This window comes from Rhodococcus sp. WB1 (assembly GCF_001700945.1).
Lineage (GTDB): Bacteria > Actinomycetota > Actinomycetes > Mycobacteriales > Mycobacteriaceae > Rhodococcus > Rhodococcus aetherivorans.
Genome location: NZ_CP015529.1, coordinates 2,163,854 through 2,185,650 on the forward strand (window position 1 = coordinate 2,163,854; position 21,797 = coordinate 2,185,650).

Below are 21,797 nucleotides of genomic sequence, written 5' to 3' on the forward strand. Positions count from 1 at the left end.
GCACCATGTCCCCCTCGACCCCAGCCGTCCTCGTCGACGCCGTCACCAAGAGCTTCGGGCCGGTCCCGGCCCTGTGCGGCGTGAGCTTCACCGCCGAGGCCGGCGAGGTCCTCGGCGTCCTCGGCCCCAACGGCGCCGGCAAGACCACCACCGTGAACATCCTGTCCACCCTGCTGCGGCCGGATTCCGGTCGCGCCGTCGTCGCCGGCCACGACGTCGTCGCCGACGCGGCCGGGGTGCGCCGCGCGGTGATGCTCACCGGCCAGTACGCCGCCCTCGACGATATGCTCACCGGCTTCGAGAACCTGGTCCTGTTCGCCCGGCTGCTCGGGCTGCGGCGCCGCGCGGCTCGCGCCCGGGCGCGGGAACTGCTCGCCGAATTCGACCTCGAGGACGCCGCCGACCGGCGGGTCGGCAAGTACTCCGGCGGCATGCGCCGCCGCATCGACATCGCCTGCGGGCTCGTCGTCCCGCCCCAGGTGGTGTTCCTCGACGAGCCGACCACCGGGCTCGATCCGCGCAGCCGCCAACGGGTCTGGGACCTGATCGCCGGATTCAAATCCCAGGGCGTCACCACGCTGCTCACCACGCAGTACCTCGAGGAGGCCGACCTGCTCGCCGACCGGATCGTCGTCATCGACCGGGGCACCGTCGTCGCCGAGGGCACCCCCGCCCAGCTGAAGCAGCGCGTCGGCGCCACCTTCTGCGAGGTCGTCCCGGTGCGGGTGGCCGACGTGCCGGCCGTGGCGCACGTGCTCGGCCGGTTCGCGCCGGCCGCGGCGATCGAGGTCGCCGCCGACCGTGTCACGATCCCCGCGCCGCACGGCGCCGGCACCTTGGCGCAGGTCGCCACCGCCGTCGCCGCCCACGGCGTCGCCGTCTCCGACATCGCGCTGCGGCGACCGTCGCTGGACGAGGTCTTCCTCGCCCTCACCGCCGCCCGGCCGCGATTCGAGGTGGTGGCATGACCACGACGACCGTCGCACCGGTTCCCTCGCCGCTCTACCAGTGGTGGGTGCTGTCCGTACGCACCCTGATCCCGGCGATCCGCGGCGGCGAACTCGTCACCGCGCTCGTCGCGCCGCTCGTGTTCACCGTCGGGTTCTACGTGCCGCTGCAACGCGTGATCGCCCTGTTCACCGGCGGAACCGTCGATTACGGGCAGTTCCTGATGCCGCTGATCGCGTTGCAAGCCGTGTCCTTCACCGCGATCTCCGCCGCCTTCCTGGCCGCGACCGACGCGGTGCACGGCATCGACCGCCGCTTCGCGACGATGCCGATCGCGGCGGCCGTGCCGCTCGCCGCGCGCCTGTCCGCGAGCGCCGTCAAGTGCGCGCTGTCGCTCTCGGCGGCGATCGGCTGCGGGCACGTGATCGGGTTCCGGTTCGCCGGAACCGCCGCAGCCGTCGGGTTCTGCGCACTCGCGCTGACCGTCGGGATGGTCCTCACGCTCGGCGCCGACGTGATCGGCACCCTGTTCCGCAGCCCGGAAGCCACGACCCAGGCACTGATGCTGCCGCAGCTCGTGCTCGGGATGCTCTCCTGCGGCTTCGTCCCGATCGACCAGTTTCCGGCCTGGATCCAGCCGTTCGTCCGCAACCAGCCCGTCTCACAGTTCGCGTCGAGCCTGCGCGGTCTCGCCGACGGCACCGCCACCGCCACCGCGCTGACGCCGACGCTGCTGTGGCTCGGCGGGATCCTTCTGGTCGTCGTCCCCCTGGCGGCCCGCACGAATCGGAGACAGCGATGAGCACCACCGTGACCGCACCCGAGAACTCGGTACCCGCTCTCGTCAGGCACACCTGGCTGCAGGCGGGGCGCCTGCTCACCCGGTGGCGCAGGGATCCGATGACGATGCTGCAGAGCCTCGCCTACCCGGTGCTGCTGCTGCTCATGCTCGAGGCGGTGCTCGGCCGGCAGGTCTCGGCGTTCGCCGGGCACGACGCCCTGTATGGGACGGTGCCGATGGTCGTCGTGATGAGCGCCCTGCTCGGCTCGCTGGCCGGCGCCGTCACGCTCGGCCGCGAATGCGCGGCCGGGCTGCCCGCGCGGCTGTGGGTGCTGCCCGTCCACCGGGCGTCGGCGCTGGCGTCGCGGTTCCTCGCCGAGGCGGTGCGCATCGCCGTGACCACCGTCGTCATCGTCGCCGCCGGCTTCGTCCTCGGCTTCCGCTTCCAGCGGGGCCCGCTCGCCGCGATCGGCTTCCTGGCGGTGCCGGTGCTGTTCGGGGTGGCGTTCGCCGCGCTGGTCACCGCGGCCGCGCTCATGGCCGCGAAAACCGTTGTCATCGAATCGATCTCGCTGCTGTGCACGCTGATGCTGTTCTTCAACCCGGGGTTCGTGCCGATCGGTGCGTACCCGGAGGTGCTTGCGCCGGTGATCCGCAACCAGCCCATGACGAGTGCCGTCGAGACGATGCAGGCGCTCGCCCTCGGTGGCGCCGTCCAGGGGCCGCTGTTGCGCACCGTGGCCTGGTCGGTCGCCCTGCTCGCGGTGTGCGCCGTGCCGGTGATCCGCGGTTACCGGCGGGCACTGTGACCGGATCCGACGGCGCGCCGGTGACAGTGACCCCGTCGGGGTGGCGAATCCGCCACCTGGGGTGGCTGTTACCCGCCGCGCCCGCGCGGGAGTATCGATGCAGCGAACACACCGAATCCCGAAGGGAGGCATCATGACCGCCGTTGCCGAACCAGGCACCACCGACTCCGAACTGCCCCGTCTGCGCGCCGACATCGACGGCCTCGACGCCGAGCTCCTCGCCGTGGTGCGGCGCCGCATCGCGCTCGAACGACGGATCGGGCAGCTCCGGGTCGGGACGGGCGCGCCCCGCGTCACCCACGCCCACGACATGAGCGTGATCCGCCGATACGCCGCGGAGCTCGGCGAGGACGGCACGGCCCTGGCCCTGGTCCTGCTGCGCCTGCGTTAGCGGTGCGGGGCAGTCCCGGGTCCACACCCACAATCCGCAGAGCCGCCCGCTCGCCGTCCGAGAGATCGCCCGCCGTCGCGCCGCGCGCAAGGTCTCGCCGCCCGGAAGGCGACGTCCCGCACCGTGATCATCGCCGGCTCGTCGAAGCGTCGGCGCCTGCCGGATTCGAGGAGCCGGTGCACCCGCTCGGACCGGAGCAGGTTCGCATGCTCCTCCTCGAAACGCCCGGCTCCGTTGCCGGCGCACCGCCGAGCTGCTCGTACGGCCTTGCGGGCGAGCAGCTGACAGACCCGGTCCGGCATGGGCTCCGCGCCGCGGAGCCGGCGCCCGGCGGTCGCGACGTCGAGTGGCCTCGCGACGGCGTGGGCGCGCATCGCCTCCGCCACATCAGCGACCCGAAGCCCCAAGGTGGCTGATACCGCGACCGGGCACAACGCGCGATCGGCACGGGCTTTCGCTTTCCGGGCAGACCGACGATCTCCCGTGGTACTCATCGGTTACCTCCTGCCCCTGCCGGAGAGCGAGGCCGACACTGCCACGACGTCCTCCGTCAGCTCCTCTACCAACGCTGTAGCGCCCCTGTCGCGCAGTACCTCGGCGGTGGCCCCGACCGGTGACAAGCACCGCTCGGTCCGGGCCACGCCACGCCGAAGGGGGGACCCCTCCCGCCACACGACCCTGGGGTAACCCCAGGTCGGATGACCCAGACGTACCGGGGGATCGCATATCGAGCTCCGGTGGTCACGGTCTACGAGTTCGATGGGTCGGCCCGGATCCACCGGCTCCGCTCGTACTACGACAAGCTGGCCATCGAAGAGCAGATCGCCGCGAGTCTTCCCGGGATCAAGGGATGGCTGTTGCGTAAGGTGACGCGCGTCCTCCTCGCGCAAGGGCGCACAGGCCTCGAGACCCCCACGGGGCCACCGCCGACCGGTGTGGGCTGAACCGCCGGCTCGTCCCGGTCGCCGGGTCCCTCGGCCGGCGTCGCCGGCCGAGGGCCGTCCACCCCCAGGAGGAGAATTCTTAATCGCGGGCCAGCGCCGCAACGGGAAGATCCGCGAACACCTCCGCCGGCGACACCGTTCCCGACAGCCGCCGCCCGGTGAGCCGATCGACCCAGAGTCCCGGCGGCAGGTCGAGCGTCGTGTCGCCCCACCCGGTTTCCTCCAGCGTGACAGTGTGCCGCGACGCGAGCGCCACCACGTCGACCTCCTCGGCCGCCGGGCCCCGCCCGAACCCGATCAGGTGACCGGCGGCCGGCCCCGACGCGGACAGCGGAACGTAGGCCCCGCCGACGAAGCTCGCCGGCCGCTCGCGGCGCAGGCGCAGCGCCGTCCGCACCACGGCGAGCTTCGCGGTGCCGGCGTCGTCCACGGCCGGCGGTGCGTCCTGTGCGAGCAGCCGGCGTCTGGTGGCGAAGTCCACGGGCCGCCGGTTGTCCGGGTCGACGAGCGAGTCCTCCCACAGTTCGGTGCCCTGGTACACGTCGGGGATGCCGGGTCCGAGCAGCTGCAGCAGCTTCTGCCCGAGCGAATCGGCGGAGAAATGAGGGGTCAGGGACGAGACGAACTCGGTCAGTGACGCGCCGACCGGCCCGTCGCACACCGCGTCGAGCCAGGCCGCCACCGCGCCCTCGAACTCCTCGTCCACCTCGGTCCAGGTGGTGCGCAAGCCGTTCTCCCGCAACGCCTTACGGGCGTACTCGCGCAGCCGCGACCGCAGTTCCCCGGTCACCACGCCGTCGCGCGGCCACGCGCCGAACAGGTTCTGCCACAGGAACAGCCCGGTGGCGGCGTCCGGCGGCGGGGCGACGGATTCCAATTCGGACAGGCACGCCGCCCACAGCTGCGGCACCTGGGAGAGCACCCCGATGCGGGCGCGGACGTCCTCGCCCCGCTTGGTGTCGTGCGTCGACAGCGACGTCATCGCCCGCGGCCACCGCCGCGCCCGCTCCGCCCACGCCAGGTGGAACTCGGCGACGGGCAACCCGAACCGTCCCGGGTGGCCACCGACCTCCTGCAGCGACACCAGCCGCGCCGCCCGGTAGAACAGGCAGTCCTCGACGGCCTTCGCCGTCGCGGCGCCGCACACCTGGCCGAACCGGGCCCCCGCCTCTCCGCCGCGGGCCAGGGCCCGGGCCAGCACCTCGAGGGCGGGTTCGAGCGCGGCGTCGGCGCGGGCGCGGTCACCCAGGATGCGGGGCAGCATCCCGCCCAGCGACGCATAGTCCGACCGGTACACGGGCAGTTCCGCCGCCACCGCGATCACGGCGTCGCGCAGCCGCTCGTCCGGGCAGGTCGCATCGGCGGCATCTCGCCGCACGGCCCGCACCAGCCGGCGCACCTCCGGCGCCAGCCCCGTCTGCAGCACCGCGCGCTTGATCTGCTTCTCCTGCGCGTGCAGCCACTCCGCGTCGCCGGGGGTGCCGGTGCGGTCGAGTGACAGCGCGTTCAGGTCCTTCTCGCCCCGCGGATCGAGGAACACCGCACCGACCTCGCCGAGCGCGTCGTAGCCCGTGGTGCCGTCGACGGGCAGGGTCGGGTCGAGCGGTTCGCCGTCGCCGAGAATCTTCTCGATCACCAGCCACCGGTCCGGGCCGACGAGCCCGCGCAGCCGCCGCAGGTAGCCGGTCGGGTCGGCCAGGCCGTCGGGATGGTCCACGCGGACGCCGTCGGTGAGGTCGTCGTCCATCCACGACGCCACCTGGGCATGCACCGCGTCGAACACCGCGGGATCCTCCACCCGCACCGCGGCGAGGTCGTCGACGGTGAAGAACCGGCGGTACCCGATCAGGCCGCTGTCCCACGGCACCAGCCGATACGCCTGCCGCGCATGTACTTCCGCTCCGGTCCCGGCGTCGGTGCCCGGGGCGACGGGGAAGCGCCGCTCGTAGTAGGCCAGCGTCGGCTCGTCGCCGGTGCGGTCGACGGTCAGCTCCTCGACGTCGGCCGCCGAACCCAGCACGGGCAGGGCGATCCGGCCGTCGGTGCCGTTGTCCGCGGCCCAGTCGACGTCGAAGTAGGTCGCGTACCGCGAGTCGCGGCCGTGCCGCAGCACGTCCCACCACCACGGGTTCTCGCGGGGATCGCCGACGCCGACGTGGTTGGGCACGATGTCGATCAGCAGACCCATCCCGCGGGAGCGGACCTCGCGGGCGAGGGCCTCGAGGCCCGCGCGGCCGCCGAGCGCCGCCGACACCGTGGTCGGGTCCACCACGTCGTAGCCGTGGGTCGATCCGGCCGCGGCGCTGAGCACGGGGGACAGGTACACGTGTGAGACCCCGAGCGCCTCGAGGTAGTCCACGAGCGCGATCGCGTCCGCGAAGGTCGTCCCGTCGCCGGTGAGCTGCAGCCGATACGTCGACGACACCGGGCGCGGGCTCATGCGGTCCTCCGCAGCACCAGCAGCGAACGGGCCTGCACCCGCACCGACCCCCCGGCGGTCACGACCTGTTCGCGCAGTCCGTCCGGCACGTCCGTGTCCAGCGCCACCGACCATTCCTGTGCGTGCGGCCCGTCGGGGGTGACGAAGTCGATCGGCTCGTCGTGGGCGTTGAAGCACAGCAGGAACGAATCGTCGACGACGCGTTCGCCGCGCTGGTTCGGCTCGTGGATGCCCTCGCCGTTGAGGAACACCGACAGCGACTTGCCGAACCCGCTGTCCCAGTCCTCCGGGGTCATCTCCTCGCCCGCCGGGGTGCGCCAGGCGATGTCGCGGGACTGCTCGCCGCTGCGGATCGGCCGGCCCTCGAAGAACCGCCGCCGCCGGAACACCGGGTGCGACCGGCGCAGGGCGATCACGTTGCGGGTGAAGTCCAGCAGGTCCGCGTTCGTCTCCGCGAGCGACCAGTCCATCCAGGACAGCTCGTTGTCCTGGCAGTAGACGTTGTTGTTGCCCTGCTGCGTGCGCCCGAACTCGTCGCCGTGCGCGATCATCGGGGTGCCCTGGGAGAGCATCAGCGTCGCCAGGATGTTGCGGCTCTGCCGCTGCCGCAGGGCCAGCACCTCCGGGTCGTCGGTGGGGCCCTCGGCGCCGCAGTTCCACGACCGGTTGTGCGACTCGCCGTCCATGTTGTTCTCGCCGTTGGCGTCGTTGTGCTTCTCGTTGTAGGAGACGAGGTCGGCGAGGGTGAAGCCGTCGTGCGCGGTGACGAAGTTGATCGAGGCGCTCGGGCGGCGGCCGGTGGCCTCGTACAGGTCCGACGAGCCGGTGAGCCGGGAGGCGAACTCGCCGAGAGTGGCCGGTTCACCGCGCCAGTAGTCGCGGACCGTGTCGCGGTACTTGCCGTTCCACTCGGTCCACAGGCCGGGGAAGTTCCCCACCTGGTAGCCGCCCTCGCCGACGTCCCACGGTTCGGCGATCAGCTTGACCTGCGAGACGATCGGATCCTGCTGCACCAGGTCGAAGAACGCGGACAGCCGGTCCACGTCGTGCAGTTCGCGGGCCAGGGTGGAGGCCAGGTCGAAGCGGAAGCCGTCGACGTGCATCTCGGTCACCCAGTAGCGCAGCGAATCCATGATCAGCTGCAGGGTGTGCGGGTGGCGGGCGTTGAGGCTGTTGCCGGTGCCGGTGTAGTCCATGTAGTAGGACTTGTCGTCGTCGACCAGCCGGTAGTAGGCGGCGTTGTCGATGCCGCGGAACGAGATGGTCGGTCCCAGGTGGTTGCCCTCCGCGGTGTGGTTGTAGACCACGTCGAGGATCACCTCGATGCCTGCCTCGTGGTAGGCGCGCACCATCGCCTTGAACTCGGCGACGACGCCGCTCGGGTTGCTCGCCGACGAGTAGTCCAGGTGCGGGGCCAGGAAGCCGAAGGTGTTGTAGCCCCAATAGTTCCGCAGCCCACGGTCCAGCAGGACCTGATCGTGCATGAACTGGTGCACGGGCATCAGTTCGATCGCGGTGACCCCGAGGCTCTGCAGATGGTCGATGATCACCGGGTGCGCCAGTCCGGCGTAGGTGCCGCGCAGCTGCTCCGGCACGCCGGGATGGGTCGCGGTCATGCCCTTCACGTGGGCTTCGTAGATGACGGTCTCGTAGTAGGGCCGGCGCGGGTGCCGGTCGGAGGCCCAGTCGAAGAACGGGTTGATCACCACGGTCGTCATCGTGTGCCCGAGCGAATCGAGCTGCGGGAAATCGGGATTCGCCGGTGCGGCGGGCTCGGGGGCGGACTCGGCCGCCGTGTCGTCCCCGGCCCCGTCGTCCCCGGTCCCGTCGCCCTCGGTCTCGCCGGACCCGGTCCCGTCCGAGTCGTCCGCCTCGTCGGCGGTCGTGTCCCCGGCGGCCTCGGCGCCGGCGTCCTCCGCGGCCCGGGCCGCCGGCTCCGGCGCCGACTGTGCCTCCTCGGCTCCTGCCGAATGCTCCGGTTCGGACGGTGCGTCCTCGGCCCCGACCATCGCGTACGAGAACAGGGACGCATCGCCGTCGAACGCGCCGTCGTAGGCCTTGCCGTAGGGGTCGAGCAGCAGCTTGCTCGGATCGCAGCGCAGACCCTGCGCCGGGTCGTAGGGGCCGTGCACCCGGTAGCCGTAGCGCTGGCCGGGGGTCACCGTGGGCAGGTAGACGTGCCAGACGTTGCCGTCGACCTCCTCGATCGGCACGCGGGTCTCGGTGCCGTCCTTGGCGATCAGGCACAGTTCGACCTTCTCGGCGACCTCGGAGAAGAGGGCGAAGTTCGTGCCCGCCCCGTCGTAGGTCGCGCCGAGCGGATATGCGCTCCCCGGCCACACCGGGATGTCGGCCGGGAGGGCCTCCGTGGACGTGCTCGGCTCGGTGGGTTCCATGACCGCAACCCTAACCGGATCGACGGTCGCGTACGGGGCGAGCGATCCTCCCCGGCACGGGCGACGATCGGCCCCGGGGCGGGGACGCCTACAGTCGATCCTCGTGACCGTTCGTCGTCTGAGTCCCGACCGGGTCGCCGCGCTCGACGCGGCGCACCTGTGGCACCCCTACGGAGCCGTCCCTGCATCGACCGCGCCGCTCGTGGTCGACGAGGCGCACGGGACCCGGCTGCGGCTGGCCGACGGCCGGGAACTCGTCGACGGCATGAGCTCGTGGTGGGCCGCCGTGCACGGATACCGCCACCCGGTCCTCGACGCGGCGGTCACGCAGCAGCTGGGCCGGATGAGCCACGTCATGTTCGGGGGCCTCACCCACGAGCCGGCCGCGCGGCTCGCGGAGCTGCTCGTGGAGATCACCCCCGACGGTCTGGACAAGGTCTTCCTCGCCGATTCCGGGTCGGTGTCGGTGGAGGTCGCGGTCAAACTCGCATTGCAGTATCAGCGCGCGGCCGGCAGGCCGGGACGTCACCGGCTCATGACGTGGCGCGGCGGCTACCACGGCGACACGTTCGCGCCGATGAGCGTGTGCGACCCCGAGGGCGGCATGCACTCGATGTGGACCGGCGTGCTGCAGCGGCAGGTGTTCGCCCCGGCGCCGCCCCGCGAGTTCGATCCGGCGTACGTCGCCGAGTTCGAAGCGCTGCTCGAAGCCCATACGGACGAGCTGGCCGCCGTGATCGTCGAGCCGGTGGTCCAGGGGGCGGGCGGGATGCGCTTCCACGACCCCCGCTATCTGAACGAGCTGCGCCGGATGTGCGACGCACACGGGCTGCTGCTGATCTTCGACGAGATCGCCACCGGGTTCGGCCGTACCGGGGAGCTGTTCGCCGCCGACCACGCGGCCGTCGCGCCGGACGTCATGTGCGTCGGCAAGGCGTTGACCGGTGGCTATCTGACCCTGGCCGCGGTGCTGTGCACATCGGCCGTCGCCGAAGTGGTCAGCGCGGGCGAGGGCGGCGGCATCATGCACGGCCCGACGTTCATGGGCAATCCGCTCGCGTGCGCGGTTGCCGTCGCTGCCGTGGAGTTGCTGCTGTCACGGGATTGGCGCGGCGAAGTGGCCGCGCTGACCGCCGGCCTCGAGGCGGGCCTGGCGCCGGCGCGGGAGCTGCCGGGCGTGGTGGACGCGCGGGTGCTCGGCGGCATCGGCGTGCTCGAACTGGACCGGCCGGTGGACATGGGCGCCGCGACGGCGGCCGCCGTCGCGGCCGGAGTGTGGCTGCGCCCGTTCCGCAACCTGATCTACGCGATGCCGCCCTACGTCTGCAGCGCCGACGACGTGCAGAGGATCGCCGCGGGGATGTGCGCGGCGGCCCGGGCCTGATCCGGCCCGGCACGCCGGGTCACGAGCGGGGAACTCGCGGGGCGGCGGTCACCGCCGGCAGCCACCGCACGGGGAGGAATCGGCCGCCCGGAGCGTCACTTGAACAGTGTTCAGGTATGGTCTGCCGACATGACCGCCTTCGCCAGCCTCCAGTGGCTCGACGACGTCGCCGACGCCCGTCGCGCGGCGGGCCTGCGCCGCACCCTGCATCCGCGCACCCCGGCACCGGGCACCGTCGACCTCGCCTCCAACGACTACCTCGGGCTCGTCCGGCACCCCGAGGTCCTCGCCGCCGCGACCGCCGCGCTGCGCCGGTGGGGCGGCGGCGCCACCGGATCCCGCCTCGTCACGGGCACCACCAGCGAGCACGAACTGCTCGAGCGTGAACTCGCCGAGTTCACCGGCGCCGAGTCCGGCCTCGTATTCGCCAGCGGCTACGCCGCCAACCTCGGCGCCGTCACCGCCCTCGCCGACCGCGACACCCTCGTGGTCTCCGACGCGGGTTGCCACGCGTCCCTGGTCGACGCATGCCGGCTGACCCGCGCGCGGGTGCAGATCGCCCCGCACACCGACGTCGACTTCGTGCGGACGGCCCTCGCCACCCGCACCGAGCGGCGCGCCCTCGTGCTCACCGACTCCGTGTTCAGCGCCGACGGAGACCTCGCGCCGCTGCCGGAACTGCATGCGGCGTGCCGCGCGCACGGCGCACTGCTGCTCGTCGACGAGGCCCACGGGGTCGGAGTCCGCGGTGAGGGGGGCCGCGGACTCGTCCACGAGGCGGGTCTCGCCGGCGAACCCGACGTCGTGGTCACCGCCACGCTGTCGAAGTCCCTGGCCTCGCAGGGCGGCGTGGTCCTCGCCGATACCCGCGTGCGGGCCCACCTGATCGACGCCGCCCGCACCTTCATCTTCGACACCGGTCTCGCGCCCGCGGCCGTCGGCGCCGCCCGCGGTGCGCTGCGCGTGCTGCGCGACGAGCCGCAACGGGCCACCGCCGTGCTCGAACGGGCCGCCGACCTGGCCCGGATCACCGGCGTCGCCGCCCCCACGTCGGCGGTGGTGTCGGTGATCCTCGGTGACCCGCAGGTCGCGTTCGACGCCGCCCAGGCGTGCCGCAGCCGGGGCGTCCACGTCGGCTGCTTCCGGCCGCCGTCCGTCCCCGAGGGCACGTCCCGGCTGCGGCTGACCGCGCGCGCGAATCTCGGCGCCGACGAGCTCGCCCGCATCGAAAGCGTCCTCACCGACGTGCTGGCCGGGGTGCGGGCATGACCGTCCTGTGTGTGACCGGCACCTCCACCGAGGTGGGCAAGACCGTCGTCACGGCGGCCTACGCCGCCGTGGCCGCCGCGGCGGGCCTGCGGGTCGCCGTGTGCAAACCGGCGCAGACCGGCGTCGCCGACGACGCACCCGGCGACCTCGCCGAGATCGCCCGGCTCACCGGGCACCGGGTCCACACCGTCGAACTGGCCCGCTACCCGGAGCCGCTCGCACCGGACACCGCGGCGCGGCGCAGCGGGCGGCCGCCGCTGCACCTGCCCGACGTCGTCACCGCCGTGCGGGCACTCGCGGACGCGTACGACCTGGTGCTCGTCGAGGGGGCCGGCGGGCTGCTCGTCCGGCTGGGGGCGGACGGGTTCACCCTCCTCGACGTCGCCGCCGCGCTGAGCGCCCCCACCGTGGTGGTGGCGGCCCCCGCCCTGGGCACCCTGAACCACAGCGCGCTGACCGTCGCCGCGCTGCAGGCCGGCGGCGTCGAGTGCGCGGGCCTGGTGATCGGCGCGTGGCCGGAGCAGCCCGGTCTGGCCGAGCGGTGCAATCTGCAGGACCTGCCCGAGGTGACCGGCGTGCCCGTCGTCGGGCGTATCCCGGCGGGCAGTGGTGCCCTCGACGCCGTGGCCTTCGGCGAGCAGGCCGCACGCTGGCTGCCGGCCGACCGGACCGGGCTGCCGATGCGATCCTGACGCCCGTCGCGGCCCGCGCTCGGCGCCCCGGCACGTTTCCTGCAGGTGAACGAATGTGCGAAGACGGCGAGTTCGGGTAGGGTGTCCGATGCGGTTGAGACACCAGCCGTAGTGCCTGTGAGGTACGCGTTCCGACTACGCGTCCCTACGTCAGTGCTACGCAGTGCTCGTCGCGTTGGGTGTCGACTGCTGCGTTTCACCGACCGAGGCAGGACCGGAAGTCGGTGTAGGAGACAGCGCAGGCGATGACGGTGCTCGATCACCAGCAGTGGGAGACTGCCCGCATGCGGGCCGTTTCCCGCTACAACATTCTCGACACCCCGGCCGACGGCACGTTCGACCGGATCGCCCGACTGGCTGCGTCCTGGTTCGGCACCCCGATCGCCACGGTGACGATCGTCGACGAGGACCGCATCTGGTTCAAGGCCGCCCACGGCCTCGAGGGGGTGCGGCAGATCGACCGCGACCCGGGCCTGTGCGCCTCCGCGATTCTCTGCGACCGTCCCTATGTGGTGGCCGATGCCCGGACCGACCCGCGGACCGCGCAGAATCCCCTCGTCCAGGGCGAGCTGGGGGTGCGGTTCTACGCCGCCGCCCCCATCACCACCGCGGACGGCTACCGGCTCGGCACGGTCAACGTCCTCGACACCCGGCCCCGGGAGGTCTCCACCGCGGACCTGTCCGTCCTCGAGGACCTCGCGTCGGTGGTGATGGATCAGCTGGAGCTGCGGTTGTCGGCGCTGGCCACCGTCCGGGCCGAACGGGACCTGCGGCTGCAGGCCGAGCGCGACCGGCACGTGCTCGCCGAACTCGCCACGACCCTGCAGCGGACCCTGCTGCCGCCGTCGCTGCCGGCCATCGAGGGCATCGAGCTCGCGTGCCACTACCATGCGGCGTCCTCCCAGCAGGTCGGCGGCGACTTCTACGACGTGTTCCACCTCGGTGACGACAGGTGGGCGTTCTTCCTCGGGGATGTCGAGGGGCACGGGCCCGTCGCGGCCTCGGTCACCTCGCTGATCAGGTACACGCTGCGGGCGGCCGCCGTGCGATTCTCCGACCCGCGGCTGGCGCTGGCCGAACTCAACACCGTCCTGCTGCTCGACCCGCAGCAGCACCGGTTCTGCACCGTGATGCTCGGGATCATCGAACCGAACCTCGAGGGTCGCGAGGGCGCCCGGGTGACCCTCGCCACCGGCGGGCATCCGCCCGCGCTGCTGCTGCGGCGCTCGGGGGCGGTCTGCGCTGCGGTCGGCGTGCGCGGCATGCTGGTGGGCGCGCTGCCCGAGGCCCGCTTCGGAGCGTGCACCGTCGACCTCGAGCCGGGGGAAACGCTGCTGCTCTACACCGACGGACTCACCGAGGCCCGCCCCGACGGGCGGGAGATCTTCGGGGAGGAAAACGTCGTCGCATTCCTCTCCGCGCGAGTGCCGGACGCCACCCCGATCAGCCTCGTCGCCGAGCTTTCCGAATTGATTCCCAGCCTGCGGGCGCAGGACGACATCGCCCTGCTCGCCGTGGGTGTACCCCGTTGACTTCCGATCCCCGGATCGGACCCGCTATCGCACAGGAGGACAGAGTCTTGCATGATGGACAGATGAACGAAGCGACTTCCGAACAGCCGATCATGGCCGTATCCCAGACGTGGAGCGGCGACATCGCGGTGCTGTCGGTGGCCGGTGACGTGGATCTGGTCAGCGCCCCGCAGCTCGAGGAGGAAGCCGTCGCCACCCTGGGTAACGACAAGTGCCGGGGTCTGATCGTGGACCTGGGTGCCGTCAACTTCCTTGCCTCGGTGGGCATCGCCGTGCTGGTGGACCTGTCGAAGAAGACCGCCGGCACGATCCCCTACGCCGTCGTCGCGCAGGGCTCGGCCACCGCGCGGCCCCTGTCGCTGCTCGGGCTCGACGAGGTGTTCCCGATCCACAGCCGCCTCGACGAGGCGCTGGCCGCCCTGCAGGCCGACAAGGCCGGCACGGAGGCATGAGCCGACAAGGGCGGCAGGGAGGCATGAGCCGACAAGGGCGGCAGGGAGGCATGAGCCGACAAGGGCGGCAGGGAGGCATGAGCCGACAAGGGCGGCAGGGAGGCATGAGCCGACAAGGGCGGCAGGGAGGCATGAGCCGACAAGGGCGGCAGGGAGGCATGAGCCGACAAGGGCGGCAGGGAGGCATGAGCCGACAAGGGCGGCAGGGAGGCATGCGCCGGGCGGAGACCTGGCACGCCGGACACGAACCGGTCGGGGACCTGTCGACGACGAGGGAACGAGGATGCAGACGCGAGGCGTAGCACCAGCCTTTCTGACGACCGGACTGTACTACCGCGGCGTACGCGCCGAGGCCTCGCAGGTGACGATGCTGCGGCAGGCTCTCGATCGGTGGCTCAGCGGCCTGCGGCTCGCCGAGGTCGGTGGCCAGGATGTGCTGCTGGCCAGTTACGAGGCGCTCGCGAACGCGGTGGAGCACGCTTACGCCGACGGTGACGGCACGGTCGACCTCGAGGCGAAGTACTCGCCTCAGGACCGGTGCGTCGAGATCGTCGTCACCGATCGCGGGCACTGGCGGGAATCGGCCGTGCCGACCGCCGGGAGCTCGCGCGGGCACGGCCTGACGCTGATCCGGAACCTGGCCGCGGACACCGACCTGGCCGTCAATTCCGACGGCACCGTGGTGGCGATGCGCTGGCACCTGCCGCAGGAGGCCTCGGCCTTCTCGGGTTGATCCGGGCCGCCGGGGCGGCGTCTCCTGCTCGCCCGACGGCTGGTCGACCGAACGACTCCGGCCCCGGCGCACGACGCGCCGGGGCCGGAGTCGATTTCGTGGACGGAGTCAGGCCGGTTGCGGGTCCCGGCGGGCCCCGGCGTCACCGTTCAGGGCGAACACCGAGGTGCACACGGTCCCGGCGGGCACCGTGACGTCCCCGCGGGACCGGGTCACGGTGTCGCCGAGCAGGTCGTGTTCGACGAGTGCCTCGAGGATCCGTTCGGGGGCGTCGTGCACGCAGACGCAGGGGATGCCGGCGGCGCGCACGGACTGCATCGTCATCGCCTCGGCGGGAGAGCAGGCGCCGTCGAGCACCTCCTCGGTGACGATCGCGCACACCACCCGGCCCGGGGCGAAGGTGTCGGTGAAACCGAGTCCGTGGTGACGCGCCCACGTCCGCAGCTCGGCACCGCGGGCGCCGTCGAGCACCCGGGAGCAGTCACCGACGATCAGCAGTTCGCCGGCCGGTACCCCTTCGATCGATCCTGAACTCATCTGATCCCCTGCTTTCCACATCGACGTCGTCGACCTCATGCGCGCCCGGTGCTCGCCGACCGCTCGTCGGTGCGTGGTTCGGCGAACATCGCCTCGATGCGGCGCTTGATCTCCTCGGTACTCATGGCCGAGCCGGCCGAGGCCGTGGCGCGACGGGAAGCGGCGGAGGCGAACAAGGTGGTCTGCATGACGGTTTCGGTCCTTACTCTCTTCAGCGCGAGCTGTTTTCACACTGGCACCAAAGCTTTCCCGGATGCGGGATTTTCGAAACCTGTAGCAGAGATTTCACATTTCCTGGACTGAAATGTCCGGATCCGGGGCGGATAGGCCGCCCGGCGGGGCGTTTACGCGCCGATCGCCGGATTCGCATGTGTTGCCGCGCGAATGTCGTACTGTGATAGCTGTCACATCGAGTCGGCAGGTGTCGACGTGCCGACCGCCCTCTCGGAGGTACGAATGTCCACCACCGAAATGCAGGAACTGCACCGCACCATCGGTCACCTTCGGCACTGCCTGACCTCGCTCCGGTCGAGGTACGGCGACGCCGCTGCGGTGCGCCGCCTGATCAACGACGTGGACCGGCTCGACATCGACGCGCAGGATCTGGCGGCCTCGCCGCCGCGCGAGACGTCCCGGCCGTCCGGCGAGCGGATTCCGATCCCCGACACCCCGTACGACGAGATCTTCCGCGGCGTCGACTGTGACGACGAGGGGCTCGGCGGCCTGCACGGCTCGCGGTGAGCGCCCCCGCGGCAGGCGCCGGCGTCCGGTCCTCGACGCGGGCCCGGATCGCGGCGCGCACGCTACGCACCGACCGGTGGTGGCAACCGCCCGTGCTCACCACGCTCGGGCTGGCCGTCTTCGTCGTCTACGCGACGATTCGGTCCTTCGTGCGCACCGCGTACTGGGTGGAGGAGTACCACTACCTCACGCCGTTCTACTCGCCGTGCGTCAGCGCGTCGTGCGTGCCCGGCGCCCGGCACTTCGGGACGTGGGTGGGCGAGCTGCCCATGTGGATCCCCCTGGCGTTCCTGTCGCTGCCGTTCCTGCTCGGATTCCGGCTGACGTGCTACTACTACCGCAAGGCCTACTATCGCTCGATCTGGCTGGCGCCGCCGGCCTGCGCCGTCGCCGAGCCGCACGCCCGGTACACGGGGGAGACGCGGCTGCCGCTGCTGATCCAGAACTCGCACCGCTACTTCTTCTACGTCGCGCTCGTCATCTCGGCGATCAACACCTACGACGCGATCGTCGCGTTCCACGGTTCCGGCGGCGGGTTCGGCTTCGGCCTCGGCAACCTCATCCTGGTGGGGAACGTGCTGCTCCTGTGGGCGTACACCGTCTCGTGCCACTCGTGCCGGCACGTCACCGGCGGCCGGCTCAAGCACTTCTCGAAACACCCGCTGCGTTACCGGATCTGGACGGCGGTTTCCCGGCTCAACACCCGGCACATGCAACTGGCGTGGACCACGCTGGGCACCCTGATGATCACGGATTTCTACATCATGCTCGTGGCGAGCGGCACCATCTCGGACCTGCGGTTCGTCGGCTGAGCCACGACGACGGCCCGGGCGCCGGCCCCGGGCCGACTCGGCAGCGAAGGAGGACTGGATGGCGGACGTCGAACGGCACAGCTACGACGTGGTGGTCATCGGCGCGGGCGGGGCGGGGCTGCGCGCCGTCATCGAGGCGCGTCAACGCGGACTGCGGGTCGCGGTCGTGTGCAAGTCGCTGTTCGGCAAGGCGCACACCGTCATGGCGGAGGGCGGTTGCGCCGCCGCGATGGGCAACGCCAACCCGCACGACTCGTGGCAGGTGCACTTCCAGGACACCATGCGAGGAGGCAAGTTCCTCAACAACTGGCGCATGGCCGAACTGCACGCCCGCGAGGCGCCCGACCGGGTGTGGGAACTCGAGACCTACGGTGCGTTGTTCGACCGCACCCCCGACGGCCGGATCAGCCAGCGCAACTTCGGCGGTCACACCTATCCGCGGCTGGCGCACGTCGGTGACCGCACCGGCCTCGAGCTGATCCGCACGATGCAGCAGAAGATCGTGTCCCTGCAGCAGGAGGACCACGCCGCCACGGGCGACTACGACGCCCGGGTGCGGGTGTTCGCCGAATGCACCGTCACCGAACTGCTGAAGGACGCCGAGGGCCGCATCGCCGGTGCGTTCGGGTACTGGCGCGAGTCCGGCCGGTTCGTGCTGTTCGAGGCGCCCGCCGTCGTCGTGGCCACCGGCGGGATCGGCAAGTCCTGGAAGGTGACGTCGAACTCGTGGGAGTACACCGGCGACGGTCACGCTCTCGCGCTGCGGGCCGGGGCCGCCCTGATCAACATGGAGTTCGTCCAGTTCCACCCCACCGGGATGGTGTGGCCGCCGAGCGTCAAGGGCATCCTCGTCACCGAGGGGGTGCGCGGCGACGGCGGGGTCCTGAAGAACTCCGAGAACGAGCGGTTCATGTTCTCGTACATCCCACCGGTGTTCAATGGCCAGTACGCGGAGACGGAGGAGGAGGCCGACCGCTGGTACACCGACCAGGAGAACAACCGCCGCACCCCGGACCTGTTGCCGCGCGACGAGGTCGCCCGCGCCATCAATTCCGAGGTCAAGGCCGGTCGCGGCACCCCGCACGGCGGGGTGTTCCTCGACATCGCCTCGCGCATGCCCGCCGAGGAGATCGTCCGGCGGCTGCCGTCGATGCACCACCAGTTCAAGGAGCTCGCCGACGTCGACATCACCGCGGAGGCGATGGAGGTCGGCCCCACCTGCCACTACGTGATGGGCGGCATCGAGGTCGATCCGGAAACCGGTGCCGCGTCCGTGCCCGGACTGTTCGCCGCCGGCGAGTGCTCGGGCGGCATGCACGGGTCGAACCGGCTCGGCGGCAACTCCCTGTCGGATCTGTTGGTGTTCGGCCGGCGCGCCGGCCTCGGCGCCGCCGACTACGTGCAGGGCCTCGGGCACCGCCCGCGCGTCGCCGAGGCGGACGTCACGGCCGCGGCGCGCACGGCGCTGGCCCCGTTCGATCCCGCCGAGCCCGCGACGGCGGAGAACCCCTACACCCTGCACACCGGGCTGCAACAGTCCATGCAGGACCTGGTGGGCATCATCCGGCGCGCCGACGAGATCGCCCGTGCCCTCGACGTCCTCGGCGCGTTGCGGGCGCGGATCCGGAACGTCGCCGTGGAGGGGCATCGGCAGTTCAATCCCGGCTGGCACCTCGCCCTGGACCTGCGCAACATGCTGCTCGTGAGCGAGTGCGTGGCCCGGGCGGCGTTGCTGCGCACGGAGAGCCGCGGCGGGCACACGCGCGACGATCATCCGTCGATGGACCCGAACTGGCGCCGGACGCTGCTCGTGTGCCGCACGGACGGTGGTGACGAGTCGATCCCGGATGTCACGGTGGCACCCGAACAGCAGGTGCCCATGCGACCGGACCTGTTGGCGCTGTTCGATTTCGAGGAACTCGCCAAGTACTACACCGACGACGAACTCGCGGAACATCCGGGACGGAGGCCGTAGCCATGGGGTACCGGGCGGCATTCAAGATCTGGCGCGGCGACGGCGGTGGCGGTGAACTGCGTGACTACACCGTCGAGGTCAACGAGGGCGAGGTCGTCCTCGACATCGTCCACCGACTGCAGGCGACCCAGGCTCCCGACCTGGCGGTGCGGTGGAACTGCAAGGCCGGCAAGTGCGGGTCCTGCTCGGCGGAGATCAACGGCCGTCCGCGGCTGCTGTGCATGACCCGGATGTCGGTCTTCGCCGAGGACGAGGTGGTCACCGTGACCCCGCTGCGCACGTTCCCGGTGGTCCGCGATCTGGTCACCGACGTGTCCTTCAACTACGAGAAGGCCCGGGAGATCCCGGCGTTCGCGCCCCCGCCCGACCTGGCGCCGGGGGAGTACCGGATGCAGCAGATCGACGTGCAGCGGTCGCAGGAGTTCCGCAAGTGCATCGAGTGCTTCCTGTGCCAGAACGTCTGCCACGTGGTGCGCGACCACGAGGAGAACAAGGAGGCGTTCGCCGGTCCCCGGTACCTGATGCGGATCGCCGAACTCGAGATGCACCCGCTCGACGTGGCCGACCGGCGCACCGCCGCGCAGGAGGAGCACGGACTCGGGCTGTGCAACATCACCAAGTGCTGCACCGAGGTGTGCCCGGAGAACATCCACATCACCGACAACGCGCTGATCCCGATGAAGGAACGCGTCGTCGACCGTCGGTACGACCCGATCGTCTGGCTCGGCAACAAGCTGTTCCGGCGCTGACCCCACCCGCTCGGCCCACCGGTAGCAGGCCACCGCGCGGCCGACCCCCGTCCGTCCTGGTGGCCGAATGTCACATGCGTTCAGGTGGGTTGCACCGGTGTGACATTCGGCCGCGACGCAGCGGGATCGCCCTCGCGCAGGCGGCTGCGGATGCCGTCGACGAACAGGGTCAGGCCGAAGTCGAACCGCACGGACGGATCCCCGTCGAGCAGGTCGTCGTCCGAGCCGGCCGCGGTCTCGGTGGACACGTCGGGCGAGACGGGCTTGCGGGTCAGCGCCCCGAGTTCGGCGAGCTGCAGACGGGACTGCTCGTCGACGGTGTGGCCGAGGACGTAGTGCAGCAGCGCGTACCCGGCGAGTTCGGCGTGGGCGCGGGACAACCGCGCCCGCAGGCCCGCCGCGACGAACGCCTCCCGCACGCGCGACGTGGTCAGGCGCGACGCGTAGGTCGCGGCGACGAGTTCCGCGCCGTCGCGGTGGGCGAGCAGTGCGGCGCGGAAGCGGTGCGCGAGTTCGGTGAGTGCGCCGTCCCAGGCGGGGGCGGTGGACGGGGCGTCGACGCCGTCGAGGATGCGGTCGGCCATCGCGCCGAGCAGGGTCTGCTTGTTGGGGAAGTGCCAGTACAGGGCCCCGGGCTGGACGCCGAGCGACGTGGCGAGCTTGCGCATCGTCAGGTCGCCGAGACCGTACTCGTCGAGGATCGCCATCGCGCCGTCGAGGACGTCGCCGCGTCGCAACTGCACCGTTCGCTCCCGTCGTACCTGGTTCCCGACCATTCGTCGCGTTGACAGTAGACCACCGCCACCCTAGCCTGAACAGCGTTCAAGTGAACGGTGTTCAAGTTCGCCGTGACCCGCACCCTCCAGGAGACGACCGTGACCCAGGCCCCCGCCCGTGCCGACATCCTCACCCTCGCCCGCGAACAGGTGCTGGGGCGTGGCGAGGGACTCGACCGTGAGCAGGTCCTCGAGGTGCTGCAGCTGCCCGACGAGCGGCTCGAGGATCTTCTCGGCCTCGCCCACGAGGTCCGCATGACCTGGTGCGGCCCCGAGGTCGAGGTCGAGGGCATCATCAGTCTCAAGACCGGCGGCTGCCCCGAGGACTGCCACTTCTGCTCCCAGTCGGGGCTGTTCGCCTCCCCGGTCCGCTCGGCATGGCTCGACATCCCCAGCCTCGTCGAGGCCGCCAAGCAGACCGCCAAGACCGGTGCCACCGAGTTCTGCATCGTCGCCGCCGTCCGGGGGCCCGACGCGCGGCTCATGGCCCAGGTCGCCGCCGGGGTCGAAGCGATCCGCAACGAGGTCGACATCCAGGTGGCCTGCTCGCTCGGCATGCTCACCCAGGAGCAGGTCGACCAGCTCGCCGCGATGGGAGTGCACCGCTACAACCACAACCTCGAGACCGCCCGCTCCTTCTTCCCGCAGGTCGTCACCACCCACAGCTGGGAGGAGCGGTGGGAGACCCTGCGGATGGTCCGCGAGGCCGGCATGGAGGTGTGCTGCGGCGGCATCCTCGGCATGGGGGAGACCCTCGAACAGCGTGCCGAATTCGCCGCCGACCTGGCCGCGCTCGAGCCCGACGAGGTGCCGCTGAACTTCCTCAACCCGCGCCCGGGCACCCCGTTCGGGGATCTGGAGGTCCTGCCGGCGGCGGAGGCGCTCAAGGCCGTTGCCGCGTTCCGGCTCGCGTTGCCGCGCACGATCCTGCGCTTCGCCGGCGGCCGCGAGATCACCCTCGGCGACCTCGGCGCCAAGCAGGGCATCCTCGGCGGCATCAATGCCGTCATCGTCGGCAACTACCTCACCACCCTCGGCCGGCCGGCCGAGTCCGACATCGACCTGCTCGGCGAGCTGAAGATGCCGATCAAGGCGCTCGGCGAGACCCTCTAGGAGGCCGGCGTGTTCAACCCGTTCACCGGCCGGCCCGTCGACGAGAACGCCCCGGTCCCGGCCGCGGCCCGGCTCGGTCTCGAGCCGCCCCGGTTCTGCGAGCAGTGCGGGCGCCGGATGATCGTGCAGGTCGCCCCCGACGGCTGGTGGGCCCGGTGCTCCCGGCACGGGACGCTCGACTCGAGCCTGACGGAACGTCGCTGAGCGTGGCCGCGCCCGCCGACCGTGGCGGGTGCGGCCGGGGAGGGACCGCCGCGCCCGGGGCCCGCGCGGACAGGCGGCCGGAGATGCGACACAATCAGCGCGACGTCCCCTCCGGAAGG

The 21,797-nt window shown here is 71.6% G+C and carries 22 protein-coding genes; 17 read left to right on the forward strand and 5 right to left on the reverse strand.

Translation table 11 applies throughout. The features are described 5' to 3' along the window. The first annotated feature begins 5 nt into the window (after positions 1-5). The 5 genes from A4U64_RS09645 (at position 6) to A4U64_RS09670 (ending at position 3,873) form a co-directional block, all read left to right on the forward strand. On the forward strand, positions 6-968 hold the full coding sequence (locus A4U64_RS09645) for a daunorubicin resistance protein DrrA family ABC transporter ATP-binding protein (RefSeq protein WP_006935398.1): 963 nt from the start codon (positions 6-8) through the stop codon (positions 966-968). Beyond that, on the forward strand, positions 965-1,750 hold the full coding sequence (locus tag A4U64_RS09650; RefSeq protein ID WP_006935399.1) for an ABC transporter permease: 786 nt from the start codon (positions 965-967) through the stop codon (positions 1,748-1,750). The genes A4U64_RS09645 and A4U64_RS09650 overlap by 4 nt, the downstream gene beginning before the upstream one ends. Further along, positions 1,747-2,538 (forward strand): ABC transporter permease, encoded by a 792-nt coding sequence (locus A4U64_RS09655; protein ID WP_029544126.1) that lies wholly within the window; start codon positions 1,747-1,749, stop codon positions 2,536-2,538. The genes A4U64_RS09650 and A4U64_RS09655 overlap by 4 nt, the downstream gene beginning before the upstream one ends. 133 nt (positions 2,539-2,671) lie before the next feature. Continuing rightward, positions 2,672-2,929, forward strand: coding sequence for a chorismate mutase (locus tag A4U64_RS09660; protein WP_006935401.1), 258 nt, complete (start codon positions 2,672-2,674; stop codon positions 2,927-2,929). A gap of 698 nt (positions 2,930-3,627) precedes the next feature. Beyond that, positions 3,628-3,873 carry a hypothetical protein gene (locus A4U64_RS09670; RefSeq protein WP_155951782.1) on the forward strand — a complete coding sequence of 82 codons (246 nt, stop codon included), beginning with the start codon at positions 3,628-3,630 and terminating at the stop codon, positions 3,871-3,873. 79 nt (positions 3,874-3,952) lie between these two features. On the opposite strand, the gene treY is transcribed toward A4U64_RS09670, so the two are convergent. Continuing rightward, entirely contained in the window at positions 3,953-6,313 is a 2,361-nt protein-coding gene (gene treY / locus A4U64_RS09675) for a malto-oligosyltrehalose synthase (protein WP_065922500.1), read from the reverse strand. Continuing rightward, the gene (glgX, locus tag A4U64_RS09680; RefSeq protein WP_029544117.1) at positions 6,310-8,709 is read right to left on the reverse strand and encodes a glycogen debranching protein GlgX; all 2,400 of its coding nucleotides are present in this window, start codon (positions 8,707-8,709) and stop codon (positions 6,310-6,312) included. The genes treY and glgX overlap by 4 nt, the downstream gene beginning before the upstream one ends. 103 nt (positions 8,710-8,812) lie before the next feature. Here glgX and A4U64_RS09685 point away from each other — a divergent pair, with 103 nt between their 5' ends. From A4U64_RS09685 to A4U64_RS28480, 6 genes are all read left to right on the forward strand, one after another. Next, the gene (locus A4U64_RS09685; protein WP_029544114.1) at positions 8,813-10,093 is read left to right on the forward strand and encodes an adenosylmethionine--8-amino-7-oxononanoate transaminase; all 1,281 of its coding nucleotides are present in this window, start codon (positions 8,813-8,815) and stop codon (positions 10,091-10,093) included. Positions 10,094-10,222: 129 nt separating this feature from the next. Continuing rightward, positions 10,223-11,362 (forward strand): 8-amino-7-oxononanoate synthase, encoded by a 1,140-nt coding sequence (locus A4U64_RS09690; RefSeq protein WP_029544112.1) that lies wholly within the window; start codon positions 10,223-10,225, stop codon positions 11,360-11,362. After that, entirely contained in the window at positions 11,359-12,054 is a 696-nt protein-coding gene (bioD, locus tag A4U64_RS09695) for a dethiobiotin synthase (RefSeq protein ID WP_029544109.1), read from the forward strand. The genes A4U64_RS09690 and bioD overlap by 4 nt, the downstream gene beginning before the upstream one ends. A gap of 245 nt (positions 12,055-12,299) precedes the next feature. Further along, the gene (locus A4U64_RS09700) at positions 12,300-13,586 is read left to right on the forward strand and encodes a PP2C family protein-serine/threonine phosphatase (RefSeq protein ID WP_065922501.1); all 1,287 of its coding nucleotides are present in this window, start codon (positions 12,300-12,302) and stop codon (positions 13,584-13,586) included. 62 nt (positions 13,587-13,648) lie between these two features. Then, positions 13,649-14,038 carry an STAS domain-containing protein gene (locus tag A4U64_RS09705; protein WP_006946175.1) on the forward strand — a complete coding sequence of 130 codons (390 nt, stop codon included), beginning with the start codon at positions 13,649-13,651 and terminating at the stop codon, positions 14,036-14,038. Positions 14,039-14,321: 283 nt separating this feature from the next. Beyond that, a complete protein-coding gene (locus A4U64_RS28480; protein ID WP_006946173.1) occupies positions 14,322-14,771 on the forward strand; it encodes an ATP-binding protein in 450 nt (149 codons plus the stop codon). A gap of 108 nt (positions 14,772-14,879) precedes the next feature. Here A4U64_RS28480 and A4U64_RS09715 read toward each other — a convergent pair whose 3' ends face one another. Together A4U64_RS09715 and A4U64_RS28485 are read right to left on the reverse strand one after the other, a co-directional pair. Beyond that, positions 14,880-15,308 (reverse strand): hypothetical protein, encoded by a 429-nt coding sequence (locus A4U64_RS09715; protein ID WP_029544103.1) that lies wholly within the window; start codon positions 15,306-15,308, stop codon positions 14,880-14,882. A 35-nt stretch (positions 15,309-15,343) separates the two neighbouring features. Next, a complete protein-coding gene (locus A4U64_RS28485) occupies positions 15,344-15,496 on the reverse strand; it encodes a hypothetical protein (RefSeq protein ID WP_006946171.1) in 153 nt (50 codons plus the stop codon). Between the two features lie 268 nt (positions 15,497-15,764). Here A4U64_RS28485 and A4U64_RS09720 point away from each other — a divergent pair, with 268 nt between their 5' ends. Genes A4U64_RS09720 through A4U64_RS09735 form a run of 4 tightly spaced genes read left to right on the forward strand, consistent with a single transcriptional unit; the run spans position 15,765 to position 19,585 of the window. Continuing rightward, positions 15,765-16,049, forward strand: coding sequence for a hypothetical protein (locus A4U64_RS09720; protein ID WP_065923454.1), 285 nt, complete (start codon positions 15,765-15,767; stop codon positions 16,047-16,049). Next, positions 16,046-16,861 (forward strand): hypothetical protein, encoded by an 816-nt coding sequence (locus A4U64_RS09725; RefSeq protein WP_029544101.1) that lies wholly within the window; start codon positions 16,046-16,048, stop codon positions 16,859-16,861. The genes A4U64_RS09720 and A4U64_RS09725 overlap by 4 nt, the downstream gene beginning before the upstream one ends. Positions 16,862-16,919: 58 nt before the next feature. Further along, positions 16,920-18,836 (forward strand): fumarate reductase/succinate dehydrogenase flavoprotein subunit, encoded by a 1,917-nt coding sequence (locus tag A4U64_RS09730; RefSeq protein WP_065922502.1) that lies wholly within the window; start codon positions 16,920-16,922, stop codon positions 18,834-18,836. 2 nt (positions 18,837-18,838) lie between these two features. Next, positions 18,839-19,585, forward strand: a complete 747-nt coding sequence (locus A4U64_RS09735) for a succinate dehydrogenase/fumarate reductase iron-sulfur subunit (RefSeq protein WP_006946166.1) — start codon at positions 18,839-18,841, stop codon at positions 19,583-19,585. A gap of 80 nt (positions 19,586-19,665) precedes the next feature. On the opposite strand, the gene A4U64_RS09740 is transcribed toward A4U64_RS09735, so the two are convergent. Beyond that, positions 19,666-20,328: a TetR/AcrR family transcriptional regulator C-terminal domain-containing protein gene (locus tag A4U64_RS09740; RefSeq protein ID WP_065922503.1), complete on the reverse strand. Its 663-nt coding sequence runs from the start codon at positions 20,326-20,328 to the stop codon at positions 19,666-19,668. A 132-nt stretch (positions 20,329-20,460) separates the two neighbouring features. On the opposite strand from A4U64_RS09740, the gene bioB reads away from it, so the two are divergent. Together bioB and bsaP are read left to right on the forward strand one after the other, a co-directional pair. Continuing rightward, a complete protein-coding gene (bioB, locus tag A4U64_RS09745; protein WP_029544097.1) occupies positions 20,461-21,474 on the forward strand; it encodes a biotin synthase BioB in 1,014 nt (337 codons plus the stop codon). Positions 21,475-21,483: 9 nt separating this feature from the next. Further along, entirely contained in the window at positions 21,484-21,678 is a 195-nt protein-coding gene (gene bsaP / locus A4U64_RS09750; RefSeq protein WP_006941314.1) for a biotin synthase auxiliary protein BsaP, read from the forward strand. Positions 21,679-21,797: the final 119 nt, after the last annotated feature.

What these genes read in the sequence shown, in the direction of transcription:
- A4U64_RS09645 (WP_006935398.1), top strand. Translation starts at nt 6, where the DNA reads ATGTCCCCCTCGACCCCAGCCGTCCTCGTCGACGCCGTCACCAAGAGC.
- A4U64_RS09650 (WP_006935399.1), top strand. Translation starts at nt 965, where the DNA reads ATGACCACGACGACCGTCGCACCGGTTCCCTCGCCGCTCTACCAGTGG.
- A4U64_RS09655 (WP_029544126.1), top strand. Translation starts at nt 1,747, where the DNA reads ATGAGCACCACCGTGACCGCACCCGAGAACTCGGTACCCGCTCTCGTC.
- A4U64_RS09660 (WP_006935401.1), top strand. Translation starts at nt 2,672, where the DNA reads ATGACCGCCGTTGCCGAACCAGGCACCACCGACTCCGAACTGCCCCGT.
- A4U64_RS09670 (WP_155951782.1), top strand. Translation starts at nt 3,628, where the DNA reads ATGACCCAGACGTACCGGGGGATCGCATATCGAGCTCCGGTGGTCACG.
- treY (WP_065922500.1), bottom strand. Translation starts at nt 6,313, where the DNA reads ATGAGCCCGCGCCCGGTGTCGTCGACGTATCGGCTGCAGCTCACCGGC.
- glgX (WP_029544117.1), bottom strand. Translation starts at nt 8,709, where the DNA reads ATGGAACCCACCGAGCCGAGCACGTCCACGGAGGCCCTCCCGGCCGAC.
- A4U64_RS09690 (WP_029544112.1), top strand. Translation starts at nt 10,223, where the DNA reads ATGACCGCCTTCGCCAGCCTCCAGTGGCTCGACGACGTCGCCGACGCC.
- bioD (WP_029544109.1), top strand. Translation starts at nt 11,359, where the DNA reads ATGACCGTCCTGTGTGTGACCGGCACCTCCACCGAGGTGGGCAAGACC.
- A4U64_RS09700 (WP_065922501.1), top strand. Translation starts at nt 12,300, where the DNA reads ATGACGGTGCTCGATCACCAGCAGTGGGAGACTGCCCGCATGCGGGCC.
- A4U64_RS09705 (WP_006946175.1), top strand. Translation starts at nt 13,649, where the DNA reads ATGAACGAAGCGACTTCCGAACAGCCGATCATGGCCGTATCCCAGACG.
- A4U64_RS28480 (WP_006946173.1), top strand. Translation starts at nt 14,322, where the DNA reads ATGCAGACGCGAGGCGTAGCACCAGCCTTTCTGACGACCGGACTGTAC.
- A4U64_RS09715 (WP_029544103.1), bottom strand. Translation starts at nt 15,308, where the DNA reads ATGAGTTCAGGATCGATCGAAGGGGTACCGGCCGGCGAACTGCTGATC.
- A4U64_RS28485 (WP_006946171.1), bottom strand. Translation starts at nt 15,496, where the DNA reads ATGCAGACCACCTTGTTCGCCTCCGCCGCTTCCCGTCGCGCCACGGCC.
- A4U64_RS09720 (WP_065923454.1), top strand. Translation starts at nt 15,765, where the DNA reads ATGTCCACCACCGAAATGCAGGAACTGCACCGCACCATCGGTCACCTT.
- A4U64_RS09730 (WP_065922502.1), top strand. Translation starts at nt 16,920, where the DNA reads ATGGCGGACGTCGAACGGCACAGCTACGACGTGGTGGTCATCGGCGCG.
- A4U64_RS09735 (WP_006946166.1), top strand. Translation starts at nt 18,839, where the DNA reads ATGGGGTACCGGGCGGCATTCAAGATCTGGCGCGGCGACGGCGGTGGC.